Origin of the sequence: Arthrobacter sp. 92 (assembly GCF_050260325.1) — a bacterium.
In the GTDB taxonomy this organism is placed as follows: domain Bacteria; phylum Actinomycetota; class Actinomycetes; order Actinomycetales; family Micrococcaceae; genus Arthrobacter.
Window position 1 is genome coordinate 43135 of record NZ_CP189864.1, and the last position, 22875, is coordinate 66009.

The following is a 22875-nucleotide window of genomic DNA, read 5'->3' on the forward strand; positions in this document are numbered from 1 at the left end:
TCAGTGCTCCTTACTGGGGGAGACGGAGGCGGCGTCAGCGCCGATTCCCTCCGAAGCGGCAATGAGGGCTTCGCTGTCCCACGGGCCCTGGGTGAATTCTGTGAAGATCTTGCCTCGGACCAAGACCACGATGCGGGTAGCGTATTCAAGGTCTGAAAGATCATCCGAGACGAGGAGGACGGCTGCGCCATCCCGGCGTGCCTGGTCAAGGGAACCCATCAGCGAGGCCTTTGACGCGACGTCGACTCCCTGGGTGGGACCGACGGCGACCACGACGCCCGGATCGCTGGCCAAGGCACGGCCAACAACAACCTTCTGCTGGTTGCCTCCGGAGAGCTCGCCGACAGGCTGGGCAGTGCCGGCGCTCTTGACGTCCAAACGTTTCGCGAGTTCGGCTGCGGACGCGTTCCGGCGCTTGGGCGAAAGGATTCCGCCCCGAACGAATCGGCCCACGATCGACATGGTGATGTTTTCACCCACGCCCAGGAGCGGAACATAGCCCCGTGCGTGGCGGTCTCCGGGGACGTATCCGACGCCGGCATCACGCGCCGCTGCCGGCGAACCGAACTTAAGAGCCTTTCCGTCGATGCGGATCGTGCCGCTCTTCGGTATCTCAAGGCCTGCGATGACATCGGCAATCACTGTGGTCCCTGCTCCCCGAAGTCCCAGGAGCCCGACGCACTCGCCCCCACGCACTTCAAGGTCGAGCCTCTCGACGCGGCCGTGGGCGGTAGCGGCCGAAAGTCCGGAGACACCGAGCCGCACGGGCTGGTCGGCGGTATCAGTAACGGACATCTGCGGACGATGGTGCGCCACGGCCTGGTCACCGACCATGGCTGTGATCATCTGCTCCTCGTTCATCGAACTGGTCGGCGCTGTGACCACATGCTTGCCGTCGCGGAGGATGATGACGCGGTCGCACAATTCAAAGACCTCGTCGAAGTGGTGGGAGATGTAGATGATGCCCACGCCGGAGGCCATCAGGGGCCTGAGCCGCGCGAAGAGCCGTTCAACGGCCCCGCGTTCGAGTGCCGCGGTTGGCTCGTCGAGGATGAGGCACTTGGCCCCCATAGCCAGGGCACGGGCGATCTCGACGATCTGCCTCTGCTCCACCGTGATGTCCGAAGCGAGCGCGTCGACATCGACGTCGAAGTTCCAGTCGGTCATGACCTGACGTGCAGCACGCCGCATTCCGCGCCAGTCCAGCGCCCCTCCCGCCCCTCGCATGGGACGATTGAGGAAAATGTTCTCGGCGACGGTGAGCGTCGGAACGAGCATCGAGTGCTGGTACACACACGAAACGTACTCCTGCCATGCGGCAGGATTCCCACCGAGGGGCGCGTCCTGTCCAAGAAACCGGACGGTTCCGGTTTCAGACTTGCGCAGGCCCGTCAGGATCGAGACGATGGTGGACTTTCCGGCCCCGTTACGACCGACGATGCCGAGGCATTCCCCAGGGGCTACGTGCAGACTGACATTGTCCAGGGCCTTCGTTGGCCCAAAGCTCATGCTGATACCCGAAGCTTCCAGCAGATTCTGTTCGCTCATGAATCAGACCTCCTTGTCTTGGTGACGGCCCCTGTATACAGACTGGGAACTGCCGGGCCTGCCGTGCCCGTCGATGGCAGGCACGGCAGTTCCCAGTCTGTGGCGGGGACCTTGGCTACTTGGCGGTGTTGCCCCAGAGGCTCTTGTCGTCGACGTTGTCCTTCGTGACGACCGGAGCCTTGATGGGGTCCCCGGGGTTCCCGAACAGGGTGACGAACTTGCTGTCGTCGTGACCGGTGCTGTCGCCTTCCTTGTACGTCTTGCCTTCAAGCGCCTGGCGGGCGTAGAACACCGAGTACTTGGCATACTGGTCAGCTGGCTGCGAGATGGTGGCGTCGAGGGTCCCCTGCCGGATATCGCTGAGTTCAAACGGCACGCCGTCGTTGCTGACAATCGCGACGTGGCCAGGCGCACCAGCCGGAGCCAGACGGTTGGCAGACTTAAGTGCCTGCAGGATGCCGGGAACCGGACCGCTCCACTGAACGTACATCGCCTGCAGGTCACTGACACTGCCCAGCGCGGTCGAGGCCGCGTTGGTGGCAGTCGCGGAGTCCCACTTGGTGGGGTAGTCGACAACCTTCAGATCCGGGTAGTTCTTCTTCATGCAGGCCGAGAAGGCGTCCGAGCGATCCCTGCCATTGAGCGACGCCAGCTCACCCTGAAGCTGTGCAACCGAACCCGACTTCACGCTCTTGCCGATGAATTCACAGGCCTTTTCCCCGTAAAGCTTGTTATCGGCACGGACGACCATGGACACCTTGCCGGCGGTCGGGGCAACATCTACCGAGACCACCGGGACGCCCTTGCTTTCAGCGTAGTCAAGAGCCGGTTTGATCGCGGCACTGTCAACTGGGTTGACAATGATCGCCTGGGCCCCCTGGTCGATGAGCGTATGAATGTCCGTGATCTGCTTGCCCGCGTCGCCGCTAGCGACCACCGGGCCGAGCAACTGCGCCTTGTACTCCTGCGCGAACTGTTCCTCGTACTTGATGTACGAGGTCCAGAAATCAGTGTTGTTCAGGGTCAGCGAGACACCGATTTTGAAGGTGTCATTGGGACCGATATGCGCTGCGGGCGCCGCCGTGGTTGCCGTCGTCGAGCAGCCAGCGAGGGCGGTGACGCTCAAGACTGAGGCAGCGGCAGCGGCCGCGACTCTCCATAGACGTCGCGATGTGGCTGCCCGGCGGAAAGGCGAAGTAGGGGTCATCGAGGATGCAACTCCTTTGTTGTGGGGGTGGAACCTGACGGAATCATGATGTCCTGAAATCGATTACAGTAGTATCGACACAGCGATGTGACGCATGTCAAGTTATTTACTGAAATCGATGCCAGAATGGAGACAAATTTCGATGACGAAGCAGGACTCCCTGATGACCACTATCTACGATGTTGCCCGGGAGGCACGGGTCTCCACTGCGACCGTTTCACGCGTGCTGAACGGGCGCGTGGTGCGGGCCGAACTGCGCGCGCGCGTCATGACGGCTGTCGAAGACCTTGGGTACACTCCGAACGGCGTTGCCCGTAACCTCCGCCGGCAGACCGGGTCGGTGTGGATGCTCATCATCTCCGATGTGGAGAGCACTTACTTCACGTCGCTCGTCCGCGGAGTCGAGTCTGTCGCGAGCGAGAATGGATACTCCGTGGTTGTCTGCAACTCTCACGATGACCCGGAGCTTGAGGCGCGGCACATCGAGGTCGCGCTGGCCGAGCAGATGGCAGGAGTGATCTTGTCGCCGTCACGTCCGGACACTGACGTTTCCCGCCTGTCCGGACGTCGGGTGCCGGTCGTCACCATTGACCGGCGGCTTGCCGCTCAGGCGACCAGCACGGTTTTGGTGGACAATCATGCCGCAGCAGAGGCGGCCACCTCTCATCTTCTCGACGGCGGCTATAAGCGCATCGGATGCATCACGGGTCCGAGGCAAATCAGCACTGCCGTTGAGCGCCTGGAGGGGTATCGGCGCGCACTTGCCGCCCGCGGCCTCGAGCTCGACGCCGCGCTGGAGCTGATGGAAAACTACCGCGAGGACGGAGGATACCGGGGCATCAACGCCCTCCTGGCGCTGCCCGAACCTCCGGATGCGGTGCTGGCCTGCAACGGACTGCTCGCCGTCGGCGCGCTCCGTGCGCTGCACGACCGTGGCGTCGCGATCCCGCGCGACTTCGGCATCGTGGGATTCGACGACAGCCCGTGGTCCCAGGTCACAAATCCCCCCTTGACCACTGTCGCGCAGCCGACGGATGCCCTGGGCAGGAAGGCCGCCGAGCTGCTTCTGGCACCTGAGAAGCTCGTATCCACCCACATGCTTTCGACCGAGCTCATCGTGCGCGGAAGTTCCCGGCGCTGACTCCTCGAGTCCGGCATGCAGCCTAGGAATTCGAGTCTGAGGACGACGCCGCTCTTGCGTGTGTAATCGATTACTGTTTCACTTCTCTCTAGGCAACGGTGCCAATGGAGGTGAAAGTTCGATTGAACTCAATGTGGCATGAACGGATACGCACGTACGGTCCGAAGGAAGTACTCTCGTGAGGGCGACGCTGGGTGTCGATATCGGGACCTCCAGTTCAAAGGGCGTCCTCGTCGGCCCGGATGGACGCATCCTCCGCTCCGCGCAGCGCACGCACGAGGTGATGCGTCCGCACCCGGGATGGGTGGAGATGGACCCCGATATTTGGTGGTCCGAGTTCTGCGACATCGCGGCGGAGCTTGTAGCCCCCGGGGATGCTGAGGTGGCCGCCATCGGCGTTAGCGGCATGGGCCCGTGCGTCGTGATAGCCGACGACGAGGGCAACGCACTGCGGCCCGCGATTCTCTATGGTGTGGATACCCGCGCCAGCGAGGAGATAGCAGAACTCACGGAACGCTACGGTCAGGAGGAGATTCTTGAGCGGGGCGGCTCCGCGCTGTCCAGCCAGGCTGTCGGGCCGAAGCTTGCTTGGCTCGCACGCCACGAGCCGGAGCTGATGGCCTCCGCGCGCCGGCTGTTCATGCCGTCTTCGTGGCTCGCCTTCAGGCTGACCGGTGCTTACGCACTGGACCGTCATTCGGCGAGCCAGTGTTCGCCGCTGTTCGATCGGCACACCCTGGAGTGGCACCGGCCATGGGCCGAGGACATCGCACCAGGCATCGGGCTCCCGAAGTTGTGCTGGCCCGGAAACATTGTCGGGACGACGCGCGGCGACGTTGACGGACTTCCGGCTGGCATTCCCGTCATCGCGGGCACGATCGATGCGTGGACCGAGGCGCTGAGCATCGGAGCGCAAAATGACGGTGACCTCATGCTCATGTACGGAACAACCATGTTCCTCGTTGCCACCGTCGACAGCCCTGTTACGGCGCCGGGCATGTGGGGAACGGTCGGTGCCCTTGAGGGGACCAGGAACCTCGCAGGGGGACTCGCCACATCGGGGGCCATCACCTCCTGGCTGCGGGGGCTGACGAGCACCGACTATCCGCAACTGCTCGCCGAGGCGGAAGCTTCAGGTCCCGGGGCGAACGGGCTGCTGATGCTGCCCTATTTCGCCGGTGAGCGCACACCGATCATGGACCCGGATGCCCGCGGATTGATCGCCGGGCTCACGCTGAGCCACACCCGCGGCGACATCTATCGGGCCACGCTTGAGGCGACTGCGCTGGCCGTCAGGCACAACATCGAGGTGATGCGCGAGGCGGGCGTCGATCCGCAACGGATCCTCGCCGTCGGGGGCGGAACACAGGGCGGCCTCTGGACGCGCATCGTCTCCGACATCACCGGGCTTCCGCAGCTCATCCCGAGTACCACTATCGGTGCGTCCTACGGGGCCGCATGGCTCGCTGCAGACGCCCTCGCTCCCGTCGACATCTCGGTCTGGAACCCGCCGGCCGCGATCATCGAGCCGGATCCTGATCTGGCTGATGCGTACGACGAACTCTACGACCTCTATCGCGGGCTCCAGCCCGCAGTTTCCGAGGTCTCCCATGCACTGGCCCGCCGCCAGCACCGCACCAACAACAAGTGAAAATCCAGTAAGGAAAAACATGAACAGCTATGCACTGCCCACCGTTCGAACCGTCCCTACTGTCCCGCCGAAAACGGCCTACCTCATCGCCAGTGGCGACCTCCGCGAAAGCGCCAATGTTGCCGGCTGGCCGACCCAGATGGCTCTGGAAGCAGCCGTCGGAGAGGTCTTCGCAGACTTCGGATGGACCGTTGTCAGGGCCAACCCTGTGGACCCCGCCACCGGCCACGGATTCATCTCCAGCCAGAGGATGGGGATGGAAGTCTTCGCGACGATCCCGCAGGAGGCGCCGCTCATCGTCGCAGAGGCTGTCTGGCAGTACAGCCACCATGTGCTGCACGGGCTCCGGACACACCGTGGTCCGATCCTCACCGTGGCCAACTTCGCCGGGGACTGGCCTGGCCTGGTGGGCTTGCTCGGTCTCAATGCCGGGATGACGAAGATGGAGCGGGAATACTCGACGATCTGGAGCGTCGACTTCAAGGACGACTGGTTCAGGGAAGGCATCCGGACCTGGACAGAAACCGGGCGCATTGAGCACGACCAGCGCCACGTACAGGCGCTGCCCGCCCTCGCGCCAAGCGCAGAACGCGAGCTCGGCGTCGCCCTGGCCGATCAGCTCCTGGCGGACAAGGCCATCATCGGTGTTCTCGACGAGGGCTGCATGGGCATGTACAACGCCATCTTCGACGACGAGCTGCTGAACGGCCTTGGCATCTACAAAGAGCGCCTCTCGCAGTCGGCGCTGTACGCCGAGATGCTTCGCGTCAGCGACGACGAAGCCGCCGAGGTCGGCGTTTGGCTCCGCGGGCGGGGCATGGAATTCAAGACCGGTACCGACGAGGCGACCGAACTCACGGAGACCCAGCTGACCTGGCAGTACAAGATGTACATCGCGGCACTGCGGATGGCCGATGACTTCGGTCTGGACGCGATCGGCATCCAGTACCAGCAGGGACTCAAGGACCTCGTCCCGGCGTCCGACCTTGCCGAAGGGCTGCTCAACTCGACCGAACGTCCGCCGGTGCGCAGCCGGGACGGCAGCCGCGTCCTTCACGACGGCCTCGCCTTCCCGCACTTCAACGAGGCCGACGAGGGTGTCGCCGTCGACGCTCTCATCACAGACCGGATCTGGCGGGCCATGGGGCTCCTGCCCGATAACACGCTGCATGACGTGCGCTGGGGTGAGGACTACGACGGCCAGTTCGTCTGGGTCTACGAAATCTCGGGATCCGTGCCCGGTTCACACCTCGGCGGATGGGACAAAGCTGAAGGATGGCGCCAGAGCCCCGTCTTCTTCCCGGCCGGGGGCTCGACGATCAACGGCGTTTCGAAGCCTGGCGAGGTCGTCATCAGCCGGATCTTTATCGCCGATGGCTGCCTCAACGCAGATATCTTCCGCGGTTCAGTCATCGAACTCCCCGAGGAGGAGACCAAGCGCCGGAAGCAGGCGACAAACCCGGAGTGGCCCATCGCCCATGTTGTGCTCCACGATGTCACCCGCAACCAGTTCATGGCCCGCCACAAGGCGAACCACGCGCAGCTCGTCTACGCCCCGGACGCAGAGACTGCCGATAAGGCACTCGTTGCCAAGGCTGCGATGCTCGACGCGCTCGGGGTCAAGGTAAACATCGTCGGGACGGTCAATCTCGACATCTGACGCCAAAGGACGACCCGGCCGCTCGTAGGCGATGGGCGTCGTCTCCCTGATCCAGGGAGACGACGCCCATTTGCCTGCGCTGGGAGGGCGGTTTCCAACGCAAAGCGGTTTGCTCCCCACTCCGACGTATCATCTACACGTTGTGAGGAACGGCGTGAGCCAAAGTCGGGATCCGGGATGCGTCCACGGCTACGGGCGTCTCCGGTCACCACCGAGTCCGCTGCCCTCGGCGAGAACCACCAGTCCCGCGTGATCGAGGGACGCATCTGCATCATGGGGCGACAGTTGCCCGGATGCCGGGGCATGTCGGGGTAATGATCGTTCCTAAGGACACCGTTTGAAGTCCCCGCCGAGACCCACGGAATACAAGGGACCGGTGTGTAACGGTTGCCGTGTATGAACCACTGAACCCGCGGCGCCCCTCTAACCGCCCTTTCGGCTTTTGTGCAGGCCCTGCAAGCACATTCAGAGCCGAGGGCTATGGAGGGCTGGCCCGTCGTGGCTCCGACGCGTAGGAGCCAAGGTCAAGGCTGGTGTTCATGTCGAGTTTGAAGGTTCCGTAGGGGTTGATGTGGGTCCAGAAGAGTGGGGTGAGGCCTCGGCGGTCTTCGGGTCCAAGCAGCTCGCTGAATTCCTTCTCTTCCAGGATGGTTTGCAACAGCAGGGTGTTGACCAACACCAGGGATGATTGCAGCAGGTGCAGCGCGAGCAGAGACTTCGGTGGTTTCCCGGTCGGCGCCGGTCAGATCACGGTTCTTGCCGTAGAAGACGACGTCGTTGCCGCTGTTCCAGTTCTCCACGACCTGCAGGCCGGAATTGATTTCCCGGCGCAGACTCTCGCTGGCAAGGTAATCGGCGGCGAAGATGGTCCGGACAGCGCGGCCGAGTTCCTCGAGGGCCTGGTAGGTGGGGTGCTTTGGCCCGCCGCGGGTGAAGCGGCGCAGGATTGTCTCTGATTCGGCAGTGCCCAGGCGCAATGCCGTGGCGTATTTGACCATTTGGTCGTACTGCTGGGCAACGATGTCCCAGTTGATGGCCCGGCTCAGGACCGGGGCAATCTCCGAATAGGTGCTCTCGGTCTCTGCCCGGTAGAGACGGATGGAGCCGATGTTCTTCAACCGGGGCAAGAGCTTGAACCCGAGGAGCTCGGTGAAAGCGAATCCCACGATCGAAGCGCCATGGGTATCGACGTAGTTCGCCTCGATCTCGGCCTCGGTATCGTGGCGAAGTACGCCTTCGATCATGGCAGCGACTTCAGAGGAGGAACAGTTCTTAAGCTGCGAGTAGATACACGTCGATTTCTTCTCCACGTGCCAGTAGATCATCACACCGGGCCCGCCGTAGCGGTTATGCCATTCAGTCATGAGATTCGATTCCCAGGAGCCGAACTTCTTCGAGTCCGAGGCGCAGGCGTTTCCTTCGCCCCACCATTCGGGGTTTCGTGCTTCAAAGGTTGCGTTGACGACATTCACGATGGCCTGGCGCAGGTTGTCTTTGGTGATGTAGGTTCTGCGCACGTGCCGCAGTTCCCGTTCGGTCTCGGAGTGACCGCCGGCATCAGCGATTGCCTTGATGCCCATGTTCGTGCCCAGCCCGAACAGGCACAGCAAGAGACGGCGGCGCAGCGCGTCCTTGCCAAGGACTTCCCTTGACGCGATCGAGGTGAACCCCGGCGTGAAACCGGCCAGGAAGTCAGCTTCCTTGAGGACTTCGAGAAGGTCCAGGGTTCCCCACCGGGCGAATACCTCGTCTTTGATCCGGCCCAGGTTGACCGGCTCAACGAGTTTTTCCAGCTTGGGTACCTTTATCCAGGGAGCACCCTTTCGCTGGGTAATGCAGACCCCTCCGGCGGCATCTGTCAGGAGAGCGCGGTCCAGCGTTTGCAACGATTGGGCCATTCTGGTTTGCAGGTCTGCGATGAACCCGCCCGGGTCCACCGGTTTGCGCAGGGCCTCGTAGTGGAGTTCACGGGAAGCATCGAAGTCTGGGGGCAGATCGTCCTCGGGGTCCCGCCATTTACCGGCGCCGTCGACGAATACCTCACGCCGGCGCAACGCGTCCCGTAGAGCGACGAGGACGCACAGCTCGTACGGAATCCGCTCCACCCTGCCCTTCTCGTCCTGGACTGCCGTGACCCAGTTCCTCGGAACCACGCCAGCAATGGGAACGCCGTCCTCCGGGCTGAAGTACTGTGCCTTGCTTCCTGCGATCGCGTACCTGTTCAAGAGATCGATCGCGTCCATCACCGGTCTAAACGCCGTGTTGTTGCACCGGAACCGCAGTACCGATAGCAACGCCGGCAGCATCCGACGGTAGTAGTTTGAATAAGATCCGCGCAGGACCACCCGGACCTTGCCTTGGAATGCCGTTTCGTTTGCGTTGGCTTCTCTCACAAGCTGCTGGAGTGTCTTCTCGCTCACCACCGGGAAAACCGCGTTCCTGACCGTTTCATCCGGATTCCCCACAGCAGTCTCGGCCAGACGGAACAGCAGCGCCGTCTTACCGCGGACCATCTGCAAGTCCGCAGTGAGTTCCTTTTCAACCTTCCTCACGGCGCTGGTGTTGATCTTCAGCACCAAGACGAGCAACAGATCAACCAGGCTGTCAGCGATCTCCGCCGTGCGCTGATGACACAACGCAGCCAACAACGTCAGACGCGCCGGTCGCGGCGCTTCCCATAAATCTGATGGATACATCCGGGAAGCCCGCGCCCTCCACGCGCTCACGACCTTCTCCGAGATACCGTCAAACAGCGCATCTGGCAGGTCCAGAGCCTGGGCTGCAGCAAGTTTCTCCACTTCAGAAAGGAGCGACTCAAGCCCGGCCGGCCCCGGATCGGACTTCAACGCACCCAGCAGCGAGCCCGGCGAAGCATCGGAAATGAGGGCTTCTAGCCGGGCCGCCCCGCCTGGCCGCAACACTTCAACCACCGTGGAACATAGACGCTGCTCAAACAGTGCCCGAGCAGCGCCAACAATTCGGCCCGTACGACCAGGAGGTTCGATCTTCTCTTGACGGCACCTCGCCAGTAGCGCCTCGGCAATGGCCGGATCCCGTACTTCCGATGGGCACACTCGAAGGGCGAGCCACTGAGAAAAAACAGGCTCATCCGCCCGGGTAAACTCACGGAATCCCAAAAGCGACCGGATCTCGGCGCGGTGATACTTTACCGAGCGGCCGCCCCAGTACGAGGCAAGATCATCAACGGGCACCGAAACCTGCAAGGCAATATAGTCCAAAGCACCAGCAGGAAGCTCAGACGGCCCGGATGGAAACCTCGCATGCTGCTGGAAAAACTTCAGGAGTACCGCGAACCCGGCTCGGGTCACCCCGGACTTTCTCGAGAACAGGAATGCATCTTCCTCAACCAGCGTCCACGCATCAAGGAGCTCACTGCTCAGCTCGAAACCCATAAGCCAAACTCAACCACACCTAGATTGCCCCTGGGGACACGCTCAGGAGGACTGGGCCCATGGAGGAATACCGCGTGCCCAAGCTTATTGGGAACAAGGCACCGCTGAACCGCCTTGTTTTGCCAGACCAGCATTACCGAGCCTGGCTGGCAACGCAGCGGTACAACCTTCGGTGAGTACGTTGGTGCTTTGATAGACCGCCCGGAAGGGCGTCCCAACAAGCTTGATGGGAAGCAACAGGGGTTTTGCCTATCGAAGAGTCTTAGGACACCAAAAAGCAAAGAGCGACACGCCGCGATGACCTGCGCGGTTTCGTTTATCAAAACCGCTTAGATGGCACTATGGCAATTCAGAAGCTTGCTCAAGGGGGCCGCCCGTCAAAGGGACCGCGGCACACGTTCGTGGTGAAGCCCGATCTTGCACGGGCCGAGAAACTGCGAGCAATCATGGAGATTCTTGGTACGAACGCAGTCGACTACCTGACTCCGCTGGTTGCCGCCCACATAGATTCCATCAACCTTGATGAACTGCGCAACCAGGAGATTTTGCCTATACCAAAGGCCAGTTAAGAACTGAAGGCCCGCACTAGGCGGGCCTTCAAAAAGTATGCGTTCAGATCCACATCTTGGCGGATCAGCGATCTGAACTTATCCAAGCTCCCCGCGAGGGGCGCTCCATTTGCTATACCCCGAAGGGACTAGCTGTTGTCTATGGTACCTGTAGCGGCTGTGCCGTCAAGAACTGACGCGCTGCAATCCGAGCGTGAAATCACACCTGCTATGGCATGGGCTCTCGCTCCATTAATCGCCGGCGCACCTACATACCGCCTGGGACGCTGGATCGGCGGCCGGTTCCAGTACCCGCGGCCGCAGAATCCGCCCCGGATCACTGCCGCGTTGCCGACACGGCCGGCGGCAGTCCTCATCCACGGGGCAGACGGCTCTGTGGCTACTCTCTGCCTTGACCTGGATACCTCCAAAGCGCTGCAGGGCGTCGTCGATGACGACGCGCAACGCTTGGGCACCCTCTTGAAAAGCTGCGGTATCCGCTACGTCGCGGACCACTCCCCCAGCGGCGGACGCCACCTCTACATCCCGCTCGCAGAACGTATGAGCGGCCCGGAGGCCCGGGAACTCGTCGAAGCCATGACCCTCCTGGCTCCGAGTCTCGATCCCAGTCCGCACCAGAACGTCACCGACGGCTGTATTCGGGTTCCTGGTTCCGCGCATAAATCCGGCGGCCATCAGATCCTGACCACTCCCCTGGCCGTTGCCTACGACATCCTGCGCCGCCGTAATCCCGCCAGCGCCGTCGCCGCGCTCCGGATGGCCTTGGCGCCGGAAATGAGACGCGCCCGCGAGCTCAAAGACCGCACCGCCAAGATGATCGCCGCCACGAAGGCTCACGGTATTTGCCCCCTTCCCTTCGCCGGGAGCCAGTCCCCCTTGCGTGTGCTGGCCCGCACAGGCCTGTACGACACGGCCAAGTACGCCAGCCCGTCAGAGGCCCGCATGGCGGTCCTGAACCACTTCGCCGCCTGCGGCTGGACCCTGGAACAGGTCCGCCTCGAGCTGGGCGGCCAGTTCCCCGGCCTCGCAGCCCTCTACACCACCACCGACAGGCAGGAGCGTCTCATCGACGCAGAGTGGGCCGAGGCCTGCCGCTGGATCGAAAAACGGGGAACCCCGCCAACGGGTAGAAGGACTACCCGTATTAACGACACAAGCCCCCCAGGACCCACAGGGGGGGCCGTCAGAACCAGCAGCAAAGCTGCTGCGCACCAGCTCGTGAATGATCTTGAAAATGTCCTCTACGCGGTACTGGACCACAGACTGAAAGAGCGTGGACGCGAGGGCTTGAGCCTGCGGTTGCTGCTCCGGGCCGTGCTTGGCTACATGCGAACTATGGAGACCGATTTGCTGGACGTTGGTTGCCGTACGTTCGCTACTGCACTGGGCAAACATCATGGAACTATCTCCAGGCTGCTCCCGATGCTCGAACAGGCCTCAGTCGGCATCCTGACTAAAGTTGCTGATGCCCGCGGCCGTAACGCCGACGCCTACGTGATCCAACTCCCCCAGCACTTTGAACAACTTGCACGGGAACTCTCCTGGCGCAGCGGAAAAATCCATGGGATCCGCCCCGTTTTCCGGGCCTTGGGTGACGTCGCGGCTTTGGTCTACGAATCCATCGAACGTGGACGCCTCTCCCCCACCACAGCAGCCATCGTCCGGTCTACAGGACTCAGCCGTACAGCTGTCGAAACAGCGTTGGGCGCCATGAGCAGCTACAACATGGTCGAACGCCGGCATGGGCAATGGACCATTACCGCTGGGACCAGCCTGACAGCGTTGGCCCGTCGGCTCGGGGCTCTGGACGATGCAGCAGAGCAGATTCGCCGCCATCGCACGCAGCGCGCAGCTTGGCACGCCTGGCTGGATCGGAACCTAGTGCCTGAACTTGCAGAATACGAAGTGGAAGACCCCGAAACGAACCTTTACTGGATCCCTCCCTCTGAAAACGAGCTGGACTTGGTCGGGACTCTATGGAGGGTTGCATGACGCTTCGTAGGCAGATGTCTGAAAGCAGTAGATAAAGTCAACAGGTATGCACTTGCTTCACTGGGTTCACAAGTGAAAAAAGCGAAGACACGGAAACCAGTAGATAAAGTCAACAGGTATGCACTTGCTTCACTGGGTTCACAAGTGAAAAAAGCGAAGACACGGAAACCAGCTTCACAAGTAGAGCAAGGTTCGCTGGATACGCTTGGATCACTTTGGAAGGGGATTTGATGAAACACGATCTAGACCGCGGTGCCCTAAGCCGCGTTATCGCGGTAATCAACGGCAAAGGCGGGGTCTTTAAGACCAGTCTGGTGGCCAACGTAGGTGGACTCCTTGCCGAGGGCGGATCGCGTGTGCTTCTCGTGGATCTCGACCCTCAAGGAAACCTCGCCGAGGACCTCGGTTATGCCGACCAGGGGGACGGCGGTAGAAGTCTGGCGGCTTCGCTATGTTTCGGGGGAGAGCCCGACCTACTGACCGGTGTCCGAATCAATCTTGATGTCATTGCCGGGGGCCCTCATCTAGACGATGCTGCGGCATTCCTTGGAGCCAAAGCCCAGAAGGATCGTGACGCTGCGCAGCTGGCCCTGGCTAAACTGCTTGCCAGCGTCGCGGGGGAGTACGATCTGGTCCTGCTGGACTGCCCGCCCGGAAATGAGCCCTTGCAGGCTGCCGCGGTCGCTGCCGCCCGCTACGCGCTGGTACCGCTGAAGACGGACATGTCCAGCCGTAAGGGTGTCGCCGCCGTCGCGGCACGCATGGACAGCGTCGTCGGCCTCAACCCGTCCCTGGACTTGCTGGGCGTCGTCCTGGTTGGTACCGGGACGAATTCCAAGCAGGTTCATAAGGTCACCCGCGACCACCTCACCGCCGATTTTGGCACAGATGAAGTGTTGTTCCCGATGACCATCCGCCACGCGGAGGCCACGGCCCAGGCGTGCCGTGAGCGCGGATTGCTGGCCCACGAGCTCGAGCGGGAGCTCAGCAAGGGGCCGAAATGGTGGGAGGTCCTGCGAGGTGAAGCTAAAGCGGGAAACGCCGGACCAAAGTCGGCGTCCAGCGTGGCCGAAGACCTGCACGCAGTCGCCATGGAAGTGACCCGTCGGATCGCCGTCGCAGAATCCCAGGAGGTCAACGCGTGAGCGCTGAACCGACACCCAGCCGCCCCGCACTCGGGTTGCCGCCTCGGCGCACGGCAGCGCCGGCCGCCGAGGCGCCGCTGGCACGGATGCTCCCCGGAAACCGGCCGGAGACACCCAAGAAGGCAGAACCCAAAGAAGCCGAAACAGCGAATATGACGGTGAGCATCCCCGCCGCTCTGCGGAACCGGGCGCGGGCCGCGTACCGGGCGACCAGCTACGCCGAAGGGGATAACACCTGGAGTCACTTCGTGGCGAAAGCCATTGAAGCCGAGACGGGCCGCCGCGAAGCCGAACACAATGACGGTGCGATGTACCCGTCTTGGGGCGAGAATCTTCCCGGTGGGCGCCGGCTCAAGGACACCTAAAAGCCTAGCCGGGTCACCGCGCACCGGTCCGGTCGGCCTGCCGACGGGACTAGTTCAGCCTCAGTGGCGGGCCTTTCACGTGGCCCCCTACTGGTGAGCTGGGAACAAGGCCAGGCTAGGTATGGAGAATATTTGGCCGGTTTAGTCAGCAGGGCCGGCCATGTTGCGATTCTGGATGTTAAGAACGACCACTCACGTCAAATACTTTTGACGAAAAACCTACGCATGTGTAGTGTTCAGGTTAATGCCAAGGCCCCAAAAGCTTTGGAAGCAAGCTGGGCCTCCCGCCGGACGACGGGGACCCGGCTTGTCGCATTTAACAGGGTCACACGATTTCCAGCTTGTGGGCCAGAGCCTGAGCGTAGGTGCTGTTGCCCTTGACAAGATGTTCGCCCACGGCGCCCGCCAGGGCGTCGGCAAGCCATAAAAGCGGCTCGGTAGTTGTGCCGTCGTGGCGCACGACGGGCGGATGGGGGAGGCTGAGTCGCACGCAGTGGTTTGTCCAGGCCACGAGATCACGAGTGTCCTGATGCTTTGTGCGTTGGTCCAGAATGATCTCGCTGTATGGCCGTCCGCCCATGTCGGAAAACATGTGTGCAAGACACGCTTCTCTGGCCTTCTCACTTCGTTTCGAATCGTCAAAGTAGCTCACATAGACACGGCAGTGATGGGTGCGTTCGGCCAGAATCTCGACGACCCTTGAGCGGACAGCAGCGCCGTCCTTATTCCAATGCAGTCGTTTTGCACCCCGTGGCAATGCTTCCTGCAGATCTTGGAGAACGTCGGCTTCAATGCCCCTGTCAAGTACTGCCACACCAACGAGGCACAATCCTGCTGCCACGTGGGCACTCTCATCAACATAGGCTTTCAGCACCACATGAGTATTCCAGACGGTGTCGATCTTTTCACGGAGCCGCGTCGCCGCCTGCTGAGGCCCTCCACCGAGTACGCACGGCGGGTGAAGCAACCTGATGCAATTGTTCGGGAACCGCGTGTACCGGTGTGGCGCTGGACCGATAGGGACGGCAGTCAGCCGGTCTCACAAACGATCGATTAATGAGACAGGCTGGCCGCTCTCCTGGGGGCTTAGAGAGTTCACGTCTGTAAATCGCAGAGGTATTTGGCAGTGAATTAGTAGCGCTTAGTGGCCGACCAGGGGCTCTATCGCCAGAGCCTCTTGTCGGCATGGGGGGCAACCGGCATGGGGCCATTCTCAAGTCGAGGAAAGCAGGCCGCACTGTTCAGCGCGTTGATTGCAGGATATTCCGCCCGAGGACCGGCGATGATGTCAGCTGGTGGGTTCCTGAGAAGCGTTCAGCCAAGCTGGCGGATTTGGTCACTCCGTGCTCTTCCCAGCGCCAGACCTGAGGTCCAGCCTTGAGGCGTCCGGTGAACCTGCCTATGGCCGTGCATTTGGGCAGAAATTCCGTATTCCAATCTTGATAGGTGGCGCTGTAGAGCACATTGTTTTCATGGATTCGAAGGCTGACGTTGGTGATGGTCTGAGTCGTGGCGGGATCGGTGTGGGCGAACCAGTCGATGATTTCGTCAGCTTTGGATTTGCCGCAGGGGATGTGATCGTTGAGGCTGACGGTTAGATTGCGGGTCATTTCTTCCAAAGTGTTGGCATCACGGCTGCAGACCGCGTAGCTGAATGCGTTAGTAGATTTTCGATGTGGTGCCGGGCAGCCGTCAGGCTGGTCCCGAATTCCATGTCAGCCCGGGCGGCCGTGTAGATGTGCTCCGCCAAAGAGAAGGGCATCTCGTCCGGCATTATGGGCTCCTGGTCTTTAGCGCTGGTCAGGTCGGGACGGGGGCCGACTGCTGGCATCGCGCGCGATGCGTTGTCGTTGAGATGGGTCTGGCTGGCCGGTTTAAGACGCTGGCTGCTGTTGCAGAAGATGGGTGCGGAGTTCCTCTAAGGTCGGCGGATTCGCTCCGCGGCGCCGCACGGTGATTGCGGCGGCCATGGAGGCGGTGCGTCCCAGCTGCTCCAAAACAGCGGGCGCGAGGCTATCAGTCCCGCGGGTGAGGAGTCCCAGGATGAGGGCTGCCATGTACGAGTCGCCGGCGCCGATCGAGTCAGCGACCCCCGAAGTCACTGATGGGATGTTCAGCCGTGTCGTAGCTGTGGCGAGCAGTGAACCCTGTGCGCCTTTGGTGATGACTGCCAGGCCGGTGCCCATCCCGAGGATGTGCGAGGCGGTGTCGTCCAAGTCCTTCCTGGGGTAGAGCCACCGTGCGTCCTCATCGCTTAGTTTGACGACGTCGGTTAGGTGAACCAGTTCTTCGAAGATGGACGTTGCCTCGGCATGGCTGCCGAGCAGGGCGGGCCTGATATTGGGGTCATAGGTGATCATGCATTCGTGCCGGCACTGCTGCAGGAGGGCTTTGACCGCGTCCGCGCCGGGTGCGAGGAAGGTGGCTATCGAGCCGGTGTGAAGGATTTTCGGAACATAGGCGGGAGCAACCGGTTCCAAAACCCAGGAAATCTCGAAGTCGTAGCTGGCGGACCCGTCCGTGGAGAGAGTTGCTGTCGCCGAGGCGGTTCGGTCCAGGGAGTATGAGCCGGGCAGGAGCGTCACGCCGGCACTGTGGAGGTGCCGTTCGATGGCGGCGCCGCGTTCGTCCTCGCCGATGGCGGTCAACAGCCCGGTGTTGATGCCGAGCAGGCCAAGCCCATAGGCGACGTTGGCGGGTGAGCCGCTAGGGTATTCGGTTGTCCCCTCGGGCGAGGTGACAACGTCGGTGAGGGCTTCGCCGACGACGACGACGTCCAGGAATTGCCGGGACGGGCCGGCGGACGCGAGATAGTGCATGTCATGGCTTTCTTCAGGTGGTGTGCTGCCGGGCTCGCGGCGGAAAAGGGGGCGTTTATGCTGCGGACCGTGATCAGGCCCGGGGGTCAGCGGGGGCCGTTGCCGCTTCAATGGCAGGCTCTGGAATGTTATGCGTATTGAGTGACTCTCAGGCTATTTAGGGTTGCTGTGCCCCCGATGGCGTAGAGCGAGACTTCGGTGCTGGTGGCGGCCGGGAAGATCAACTCGGTCAAAGTGACCTCGGAACAATTCCAGCGGATCCGGCACCGATTCCGCGGCGCCGCTTGTCGCCGTTTATAACAGCGCCTACAAGAGGCCTCCGCACGCCCCGGATAGGCACGACTGGGGCCGCGACGACTCGACGCCGTTTCGGTCAGCGACGTTCCCGACGGCCGGCGGCTCACGATCGGCTGGATGGACAACTGGCAATTCGCCAACGAGATACTTGCGGATGGGATTGCTCGATGGTCAAGCTTTTGAGTGGCGACCGTTAGCGGTCTGGGGTGGCTGATGGTCTCAGCCACCCCAGAACGCTTTAGCGTTGGCCCTATAGGCCGAGTTCCCACGCTTCAACGGTGGCCACACCGTTGACCTCGAGTTCCCACCGTTCGTCCGGGCCAGGGTAGACGCGGAGTGTTGTGGCAACGGAGTCTTCCTTGAAGATTTCCACGATGGATGCATCCAAGAACAACCGCAGACCATTGTTGGTTACTGAGGAGTGGATGGTCCGTCGCCCGTTGGGGGAAACCAGGTCAAGCCGCACCGTCACTTCTCCGTGCGGCTGCACGGCTGCTTCGGCAACGGGTGGCAGGGACGTCCGTACAGCGGTGGGTAATTCCTGCCTGCGGTGGTCGAGCAGTTCCCTGGCCGGTGTCACACTAAGGTTGTTGTTCTTGATTCCCAGTTCCCTTGGGAAGGTCAGGAGTCCTGCCCAGCCTGCACTGTCGGATGCTTCCTGGCTTCTCGCTTCCCAGCTCCAGCCCCAGAGCAGCGCGCGGTCCTGGAGGGCCAGTACCTGTGGAGCGTAGAACTCTGTACCTCCATCGGTCGTTCCGGCTGTTTCTGGCACAAAAACGGGCCGGCCATGATCGTCGTCCATACGGCCGATCATGTGGGACACGCCTGACAGTTTGTGGATGCCGTTGACGAGTTTCCAGAGGGACACGATAAGCAGCCAGCGGCCGTCTACTTCGACTATCTGGGGGCATTCCCAGATATTGGCTTGGGCGACATCTGCCGCCACCGGGTGCTCGCTGGTGAGCCATATGCCTTGGTAGTCCCATTCCGCGAGGTTATCGACCTTGTAGAGCAGCAGCGCGCCGCACCCGTCTGCAAGGCCTGCACCTTGGATTGCGTAGCGCTGGCCGTCGTATTTGAAGATGAACGGGTCCCGCACGGCAGTTACCTTGCTGTCGTCCGGCATTGACGCGGCGGTTTCACCTTCTTGTTTCCAGGTCCTCAGATCAGCGGATCCACGGGCCAGGGTTACCTGCGACCGGCCGCTGCTGCGGTCCAGGACTCCGCTGTAAACGGCGGTGGGTACGCCGTCGTCGTCGGTCAGCACTCCGCTCCAGCAACCGAAGGCGTCCGGGCCGTCCGCCTGGGGTCGCAGTGCCACAGGTTCTTCATCCCAGTGAAGTAGGTCAGCAGAGCTCATGTGCCCCCAGGTGATGGCGTTATGCCGCGCTGAGTCAGGGTTGTACTGGAAGAAGATGTGGTAGCGGCCATCGCGATAGGCCAGACCGTTAGGGTCGTTCAGCCATCCCCGGACCGGACGTGGGTGCAGGAGTGGGAACGAGGGGTCGGTGTTGGTGAGGGTGCCGCCGGGGGCGATCTGCATTCCGTGGTTCAACGGGCGATCCTTTCGATCGGGTGGGGAGGGTCACTTGCTTGCGCCGGCTGTGAGGCCTTCGCGAAGGCTGCGCTGGCCGAAAATGAAGACCACCAGCGCCGGGATCATCGACAGGATTACCCCTGCAAGCACGACTGCGATGCTGCCAGTGCCAAGGTTTCCCTGAAGCGTCACGAGACCGAGGGGCAGGGTGAAGTTCTGTTCGGAGATTGTCAGAATCAACGGGCGGAAGAACTCGTTCCAATGGAAGTTGAAGGCCAGGATGCCGACGATGGCCATGCCGGGCGTTGCCAGTGGCGCGTAGATATACCGGAAGACCTGCCAGGGGCTTGCTCCGTCAATGGATGCCGCTTCTGCAAAGTCGTTCGGCAGGCTAAGGAAATACTGACGCATCAGAAACGTTCCGAAAGCCGTTGGAATGGCCGGAAGAATCAGGGCCAGCAGGGTGTCTGACAGTCCCATCCCGCGGATCAGCATGAAGACGGGAACGATCGTCACCTGTGCGGGCACCATCATGGTTGCAAGAACAATGGAGAACAGGGCTCCCTTGCCGCGGAAGCTAAGCCGGGCAAAGGCGTACCCGGCCAGTGCTGCTGTGATCATCTGCCCAACGGCGATCAGGCCTGTGACAAGCGCGCTGTTGAAGACGAGCCGAACGATGTCGAGTTGCCTGAAAACGTCCTGGTAGGAGGTGAAATCCGGATCCAGCGGCAGGAAGTGTGGTGGCAGGTTGAAGGATTCTGAAGGGGTTCGTAGTGAGGTCGAGAGTGTCCACAGTACGGGGCCCAGCGTCAGAATCGTCGCGACGGCGAGGAAAGCGAACCGGCCTAGCGTTGCGGGGCGCAACCTGAAGTTCCGGCGCCGTCGTGCGGTGGGGGCGTGGGGGTCCGTCACGGTCCGGACCGGGCTTTTGCTCATTAGCTTGGTCATGGCATTTCTCACTGGTAGAAGACGAATCGGCGGCTGAGGCGGAACTGCACGGCAGTGACGGCCATAATCAGGATCATCAGCACGAGTCCAATGGCCGATGCCCGACCGAACTCAAGCTGCTGGAAAGCTGACTCGAAGATCACCATGACAGCAGTACGGGTGGAATCTCCCGGACCGCCGCGGGTCAAAACGTAGGGCTGATCAAAGACCTGCAGGGCGCTGATGACGGCCATGACCGATGCCACGAGCAGGGTGGGGCTCAGCAGTGGCAGGGTCACGTTGCGGAACTGGCGCCATCCGGTGGCTCCATCCAAGGATGCCGCCTCGTAGATTTCCCTGGGTATCGAGGCCAGCCCGCCTATGAAAAGAAGGAATGAAAAACCGAAGTGTTGCCACACATAGACCAGAATTACGACGGCCGCCGCGCCGCCGGACGTCGTCAGCCACGGCACTGCCGGGATTCCCACCAGGGACAGGAACCAGTTGACGACACCGAACTGCTCGTTGAACAGATACCGCATGAAGATCGAAACTGATGCCGCGGAGAGGATGAGCGGAAAGAAGAAAGTGGAACGGAAAAACACGCGGAGCCATTTGGGCATCCTGCTTTGGACGAGTATGGCAAGGATCAGCGCGATTCCCAGTTGAAGGGTGGCGGCCACGAGTACGAAGGCGATGGTGTTGATGAAGGAAATTCTGACCGTGGGGTCATTGGCGATGTCGGCGAAATTGGCGAACCCGACGAACTGCGGTGCAGAGATGATGTCCCAGCGGAAAAAGGCGAGCAGGATGGACCCGACAATGGGAAGGAGCGTGAAGACGCCCATTCCGATGACGGTGGGAGCCAGAAACAAGGGCACCATCAGCCGTTCCATGACGGAGCGTTTCCCTGGCCGGGAGTCGGCCCGTGGAGGGGTGGCGGGCCGGCTGGACCTGCTGCGGCTCTCCGAGAGTTGCTGGGTTGGTAGCGTGGGAATGCTCATGATTTCCTCCTGAGAGCGAGTTCAAGATCCCGTTGTAGTGAACCCATCGCCAGGCGCACGTCACGGGACGAGCCGCCGACTGCTGCGGAGACGTTTTTTATCAGTGCCGCCTCGACAGCGGCTTGCTGCGGGGGAGCGGGAATCGGACCCGAAGTGGGGAATTTGTCGAGAGTGTCGTAGAAGACGGACCAGTGGGCCGGCCCTGTCGAGGCATAGAGGCCTTCGTTGACCATGGACCGGCGGGTCGGCGTCGTTGTCGGCGCTTCGTACACCAGTTCCATGGCCGGTCTGGAAGCGCAGAACTTCACCCACTCCCAGGCGGCATCCTTGTCCTTGGCGGTTCGCATGATGGCATAGCCGGCGGCGCCGAACTGGTGTCGCTGGGTCCGCCAGCGGGGGAAAAACTGAACATCAAACTGGTCGGCTTTCATGCCTGCGACGTGCAGGCCCTGAACCCAGTAGCCGCCTGCGGGAGTGGTCCCGATACGGTTGCTGGCAAACAGTCCCACGAGTGCTTGACCGCCTCCTTCTTCCGGACGCACACCCAAGCCCTCGGATACAAGTTCCCGCATGTAATCAAAAGTTTCTGTCACCCGGCCGTCTTCGGCGTTCGGCTCTTCCCACAAGTACCCGCCGCTGCGCTGATGCCGGGTCGGGTCGGATGCGTAGAACCGGTTCCAGAACCATTCGCCGCCGCCGGATTTTGTCTCTTTCAGGAAGCTGGTGTCATTGGCGTAAAGCCAAGGAACGACGCCGCCGAACAAGCGGTTCGTCCAGTAGTACGGGCTGAAATCGTTCGGCCTAGCCTTGCGCATGGCGCGGAGCATCGAAGTGAAGTCATCCTTTGTCCAATTGTCTGCCGGACGCTCAAGACCCGCCTGCTGCAGTGCGGTGGTGTTCAGGTACATGTTTGCGGCATTCCACTCCACAGGGAGCTGGTAAAGGCTGCCACGGTACATGAAAGCCTCGATCAGACTCGGATGGACGTCATTGAAGTACTCCTGAAGTTCGGTTCCGTCCCTCTTGATGAGGTCGTCGAGCGGCTCCGCAAGCTTGTCGGCGAAAAGCTGCGCCCCTTCCGTGGCGACGTAAACCACGTCAGGGGGGTTTCCAGCCGCAACCATTGTGAGAATTTTCGAGAAAAAATCTTTCCAGTCGGTTCCTTGTATGGCTTCGAGTCGAACCGGAATATCCGGATGCAGCCGCCGAAATTCGTTCACGAGGCCTTGGCGCGACGCTGCCTTCGCGGACGTTCCCATGATGGCTATGGACAGTGCCTTGCTGCCCCTACCCGGAATATCCGATCCAATAAGTCGCGGCCATGCGCCTGCCGTGCCGGCTACCGTTGCGACGCCGAGCAGGCCAAGGAGCCCGCGCCGCGAAACATCACCGGCACGTTCGAGAAAGTGTTCCTTACCGGCATGCGGCCCGTCGCCCGGTGGGGGCGCGGCCATCTGTGTTGCAGCAGTCTTACCCGCTACTTCCTGATAATCGTGTGACGACATCTTTGTCCCGTCCTTCCTAACACGAATTAGGTAAGAGTATTCCTTGGGACCTAACACGTGTCAAGTGTTTTTTTACAGCCTCAAGGCGAGGACTA

General features: G+C 61.6%; 16 protein-coding genes and 1 pseudogene. 7 read left to right on the forward strand and 10 right to left on the reverse strand.

Features of this window, described 5'->3' with window-relative positions; all coding sequences use genetic code 11:
• A complete protein-coding gene (locus ACP4XC_RS22130) occupies positions 1-1548 on the reverse strand; it encodes a sugar ABC transporter ATP-binding protein (protein WP_427175287.1) in 1548 nt (515 codons plus the stop codon).
• Between the two features lie 115 nt (positions 1549-1663).
• On the reverse strand, positions 1664-2755 hold the full coding sequence (locus ACP4XC_RS22135; RefSeq protein ID WP_427175288.1) for a sugar ABC transporter substrate-binding protein: 1092 nt from the start codon (positions 2753-2755) through the stop codon (positions 1664-1666).
• Positions 2756-2897: 142 nt separating this feature from the next.
• Here ACP4XC_RS22135 and ACP4XC_RS22140 point away from each other — a divergent pair, with 142 nt between their 5' ends.
• From ACP4XC_RS22140 to ACP4XC_RS22150, 3 genes are all read left to right on the forward strand, one after another.
• A complete protein-coding gene (locus ACP4XC_RS22140) occupies positions 2898-3896 on the forward strand; it encodes a LacI family DNA-binding transcriptional regulator (protein WP_427175289.1) in 999 nt (332 codons plus the stop codon).
• A 178-nt stretch (positions 3897-4074) separates the two neighbouring features.
• Positions 4075-5547 carry an FGGY-family carbohydrate kinase gene (locus tag ACP4XC_RS22145; protein ID WP_427175290.1) on the forward strand — a complete coding sequence of 491 codons (1473 nt, stop codon included), beginning with the start codon at positions 4075-4077 and terminating at the stop codon, positions 5545-5547.
• A gap of 19 nt (positions 5548-5566) precedes the next feature.
• Positions 5567-7207 (forward strand): fucose isomerase, encoded by a 1641-nt coding sequence (locus ACP4XC_RS22150; RefSeq protein ID WP_427175291.1) that lies wholly within the window; start codon positions 5567-5569, stop codon positions 7205-7207.
• A gap of 478 nt (positions 7208-7685) precedes the next feature.
• On the opposite strand, the pseudogene ACP4XC_RS22155 reads toward ACP4XC_RS22150, so the two are convergent.
• Positions 7686-10620: pseudogene (locus ACP4XC_RS22155) on the reverse strand (Tn3 family transposase).
• 341 nt (positions 10621-10961) lie between these two features.
• On the opposite strand from ACP4XC_RS22155, the gene ACP4XC_RS22160 reads away from it, so the two are divergent.
• The 4 genes from ACP4XC_RS22160 (at position 10962) to ACP4XC_RS22175 (ending at position 14691) form a co-directional block, all read left to right on the forward strand.
• The gene (locus ACP4XC_RS22160) at positions 10962-11189 is read left to right on the forward strand and encodes a hypothetical protein (RefSeq protein WP_226761981.1); all 228 of its coding nucleotides are present in this window, start codon (positions 10962-10964) and stop codon (positions 11187-11189) included.
• Between the two features lie 375 nt (positions 11190-11564).
• A complete protein-coding gene (locus ACP4XC_RS22165; RefSeq protein ID WP_427175205.1) occupies positions 11565-13181 on the forward strand; it encodes a hypothetical protein in 1617 nt (538 codons plus the stop codon).
• A 230-nt stretch (positions 13182-13411) separates the two neighbouring features.
• Positions 13412-14326 carry a ParA family protein gene (locus tag ACP4XC_RS22170; protein WP_427175206.1) on the forward strand — a complete coding sequence of 305 codons (915 nt, stop codon included), beginning with the start codon at positions 13412-13414 and terminating at the stop codon, positions 14324-14326.
• Positions 14323-14691: a ParB family protein gene (locus ACP4XC_RS22175; RefSeq protein ID WP_427175207.1), complete on the forward strand. Its 369-nt coding sequence runs from the start codon at positions 14323-14325 to the stop codon at positions 14689-14691. Before ACP4XC_RS22170 ends, ACP4XC_RS22175 begins: the two co-directional genes overlap by 4 nt.
• A 325-nt stretch (positions 14692-15016) precedes the next feature.
• Here the strand turns inward: ACP4XC_RS22175 and ACP4XC_RS22180 are convergent, their stop codons facing one another.
• The 7 genes from ACP4XC_RS22180 to ACP4XC_RS22210 form a co-directional block, all read right to left on the reverse strand.
• Positions 15017-15565 (reverse strand): hypothetical protein, encoded by a 549-nt coding sequence (locus tag ACP4XC_RS22180; RefSeq protein WP_427175208.1) that lies wholly within the window; start codon positions 15563-15565, stop codon positions 15017-15019.
• A 367-nt stretch (positions 15566-15932) separates the two neighbouring features.
• A complete protein-coding gene (locus ACP4XC_RS22185; protein WP_427175209.1) occupies positions 15933-16310 on the reverse strand; it encodes a hypothetical protein in 378 nt (125 codons plus the stop codon).
• 255 nt (positions 16311-16565) lie between these two features.
• Positions 16566-17510 carry a carbohydrate kinase family protein gene (locus tag ACP4XC_RS22190; protein WP_427175210.1) on the reverse strand — a complete coding sequence of 315 codons (945 nt, stop codon included), beginning with the start codon at positions 17508-17510 and terminating at the stop codon, positions 16566-16568.
• 547 nt (positions 17511-18057) lie between these two features.
• Positions 18058-19362 carry a GH32 C-terminal domain-containing protein gene (locus ACP4XC_RS22195; RefSeq protein WP_427175211.1) on the reverse strand — a complete coding sequence of 435 codons (1305 nt, stop codon included), beginning with the start codon at positions 19360-19362 and terminating at the stop codon, positions 18058-18060.
• A gap of 30 nt (positions 19363-19392) precedes the next feature.
• Positions 19393-20292 (reverse strand): carbohydrate ABC transporter permease, encoded by a 900-nt coding sequence (locus tag ACP4XC_RS22200; protein WP_427175212.1) that lies wholly within the window; start codon positions 20290-20292, stop codon positions 19393-19395.
• Between the two features lie 8 nt (positions 20293-20300).
• Positions 20301-21167 (reverse strand): carbohydrate ABC transporter permease, encoded by an 867-nt coding sequence (locus ACP4XC_RS22205; protein ID WP_427175293.1) that lies wholly within the window; start codon positions 21165-21167, stop codon positions 20301-20303.
• 104 nt (positions 21168-21271) lie between these two features.
• A complete protein-coding gene (locus ACP4XC_RS22210; RefSeq protein WP_427175213.1) occupies positions 21272-22780 on the reverse strand; it encodes an extracellular solute-binding protein in 1509 nt (502 codons plus the stop codon).
• Positions 22781-22875 lie beyond the last annotated feature (95 nt).

Excerpts from the sequence above, each read along its gene's own strand:
- ACP4XC_RS22150 (WP_427175291.1), top strand. The coding sequence starts at position 5,567 with ATGAACAGCTATGCACTGCCCACCGTTCGAACCGTCCCTACTGTCCCG.
- ACP4XC_RS22130 (WP_427175287.1), bottom strand. The coding sequence starts at position 1,548 with ATGAGCGAACAGAATCTGCTGGAAGCTTCGGGTATCAGCATGAGCTTT.
- ACP4XC_RS22135 (WP_427175288.1), bottom strand. The coding sequence starts at position 2,755 with ATGACCCCTACTTCGCCTTTCCGCCGGGCAGCCACATCGCGACGTCTA.
- ACP4XC_RS22210 (WP_427175213.1), bottom strand. The coding sequence starts at position 22,780 with ATGTCGTCACACGATTATCAGGAAGTAGCGGGTAAGACTGCTGCAACA.
- ACP4XC_RS22200 (WP_427175212.1), bottom strand. The coding sequence starts at position 20,292 with ATGACCAAGCTAATGAGCAAAAGCCCGGTCCGGACCGTGACGGACCCC.
- ACP4XC_RS22170 (WP_427175206.1), top strand. The coding sequence starts at position 13,412 with ATGAAACACGATCTAGACCGCGGTGCCCTAAGCCGCGTTATCGCGGTA.
- ACP4XC_RS22205 (WP_427175293.1), bottom strand. The coding sequence starts at position 21,167 with ATGGAACGGCTGATGGTGCCCTTGTTTCTGGCTCCCACCGTCATCGGA.
- ACP4XC_RS22160 (WP_226761981.1), top strand. The coding sequence starts at position 10,962 with ATGGCAATTCAGAAGCTTGCTCAAGGGGGCCGCCCGTCAAAGGGACCG.
- ACP4XC_RS22140 (WP_427175289.1), top strand. The coding sequence starts at position 2,898 with ATGACGAAGCAGGACTCCCTGATGACCACTATCTACGATGTTGCCCGG.
- ACP4XC_RS22190 (WP_427175210.1), bottom strand. The coding sequence starts at position 17,510 with ATGCACTATCTCGCGTCCGCCGGCCCGTCCCGGCAATTCCTGGACGTC.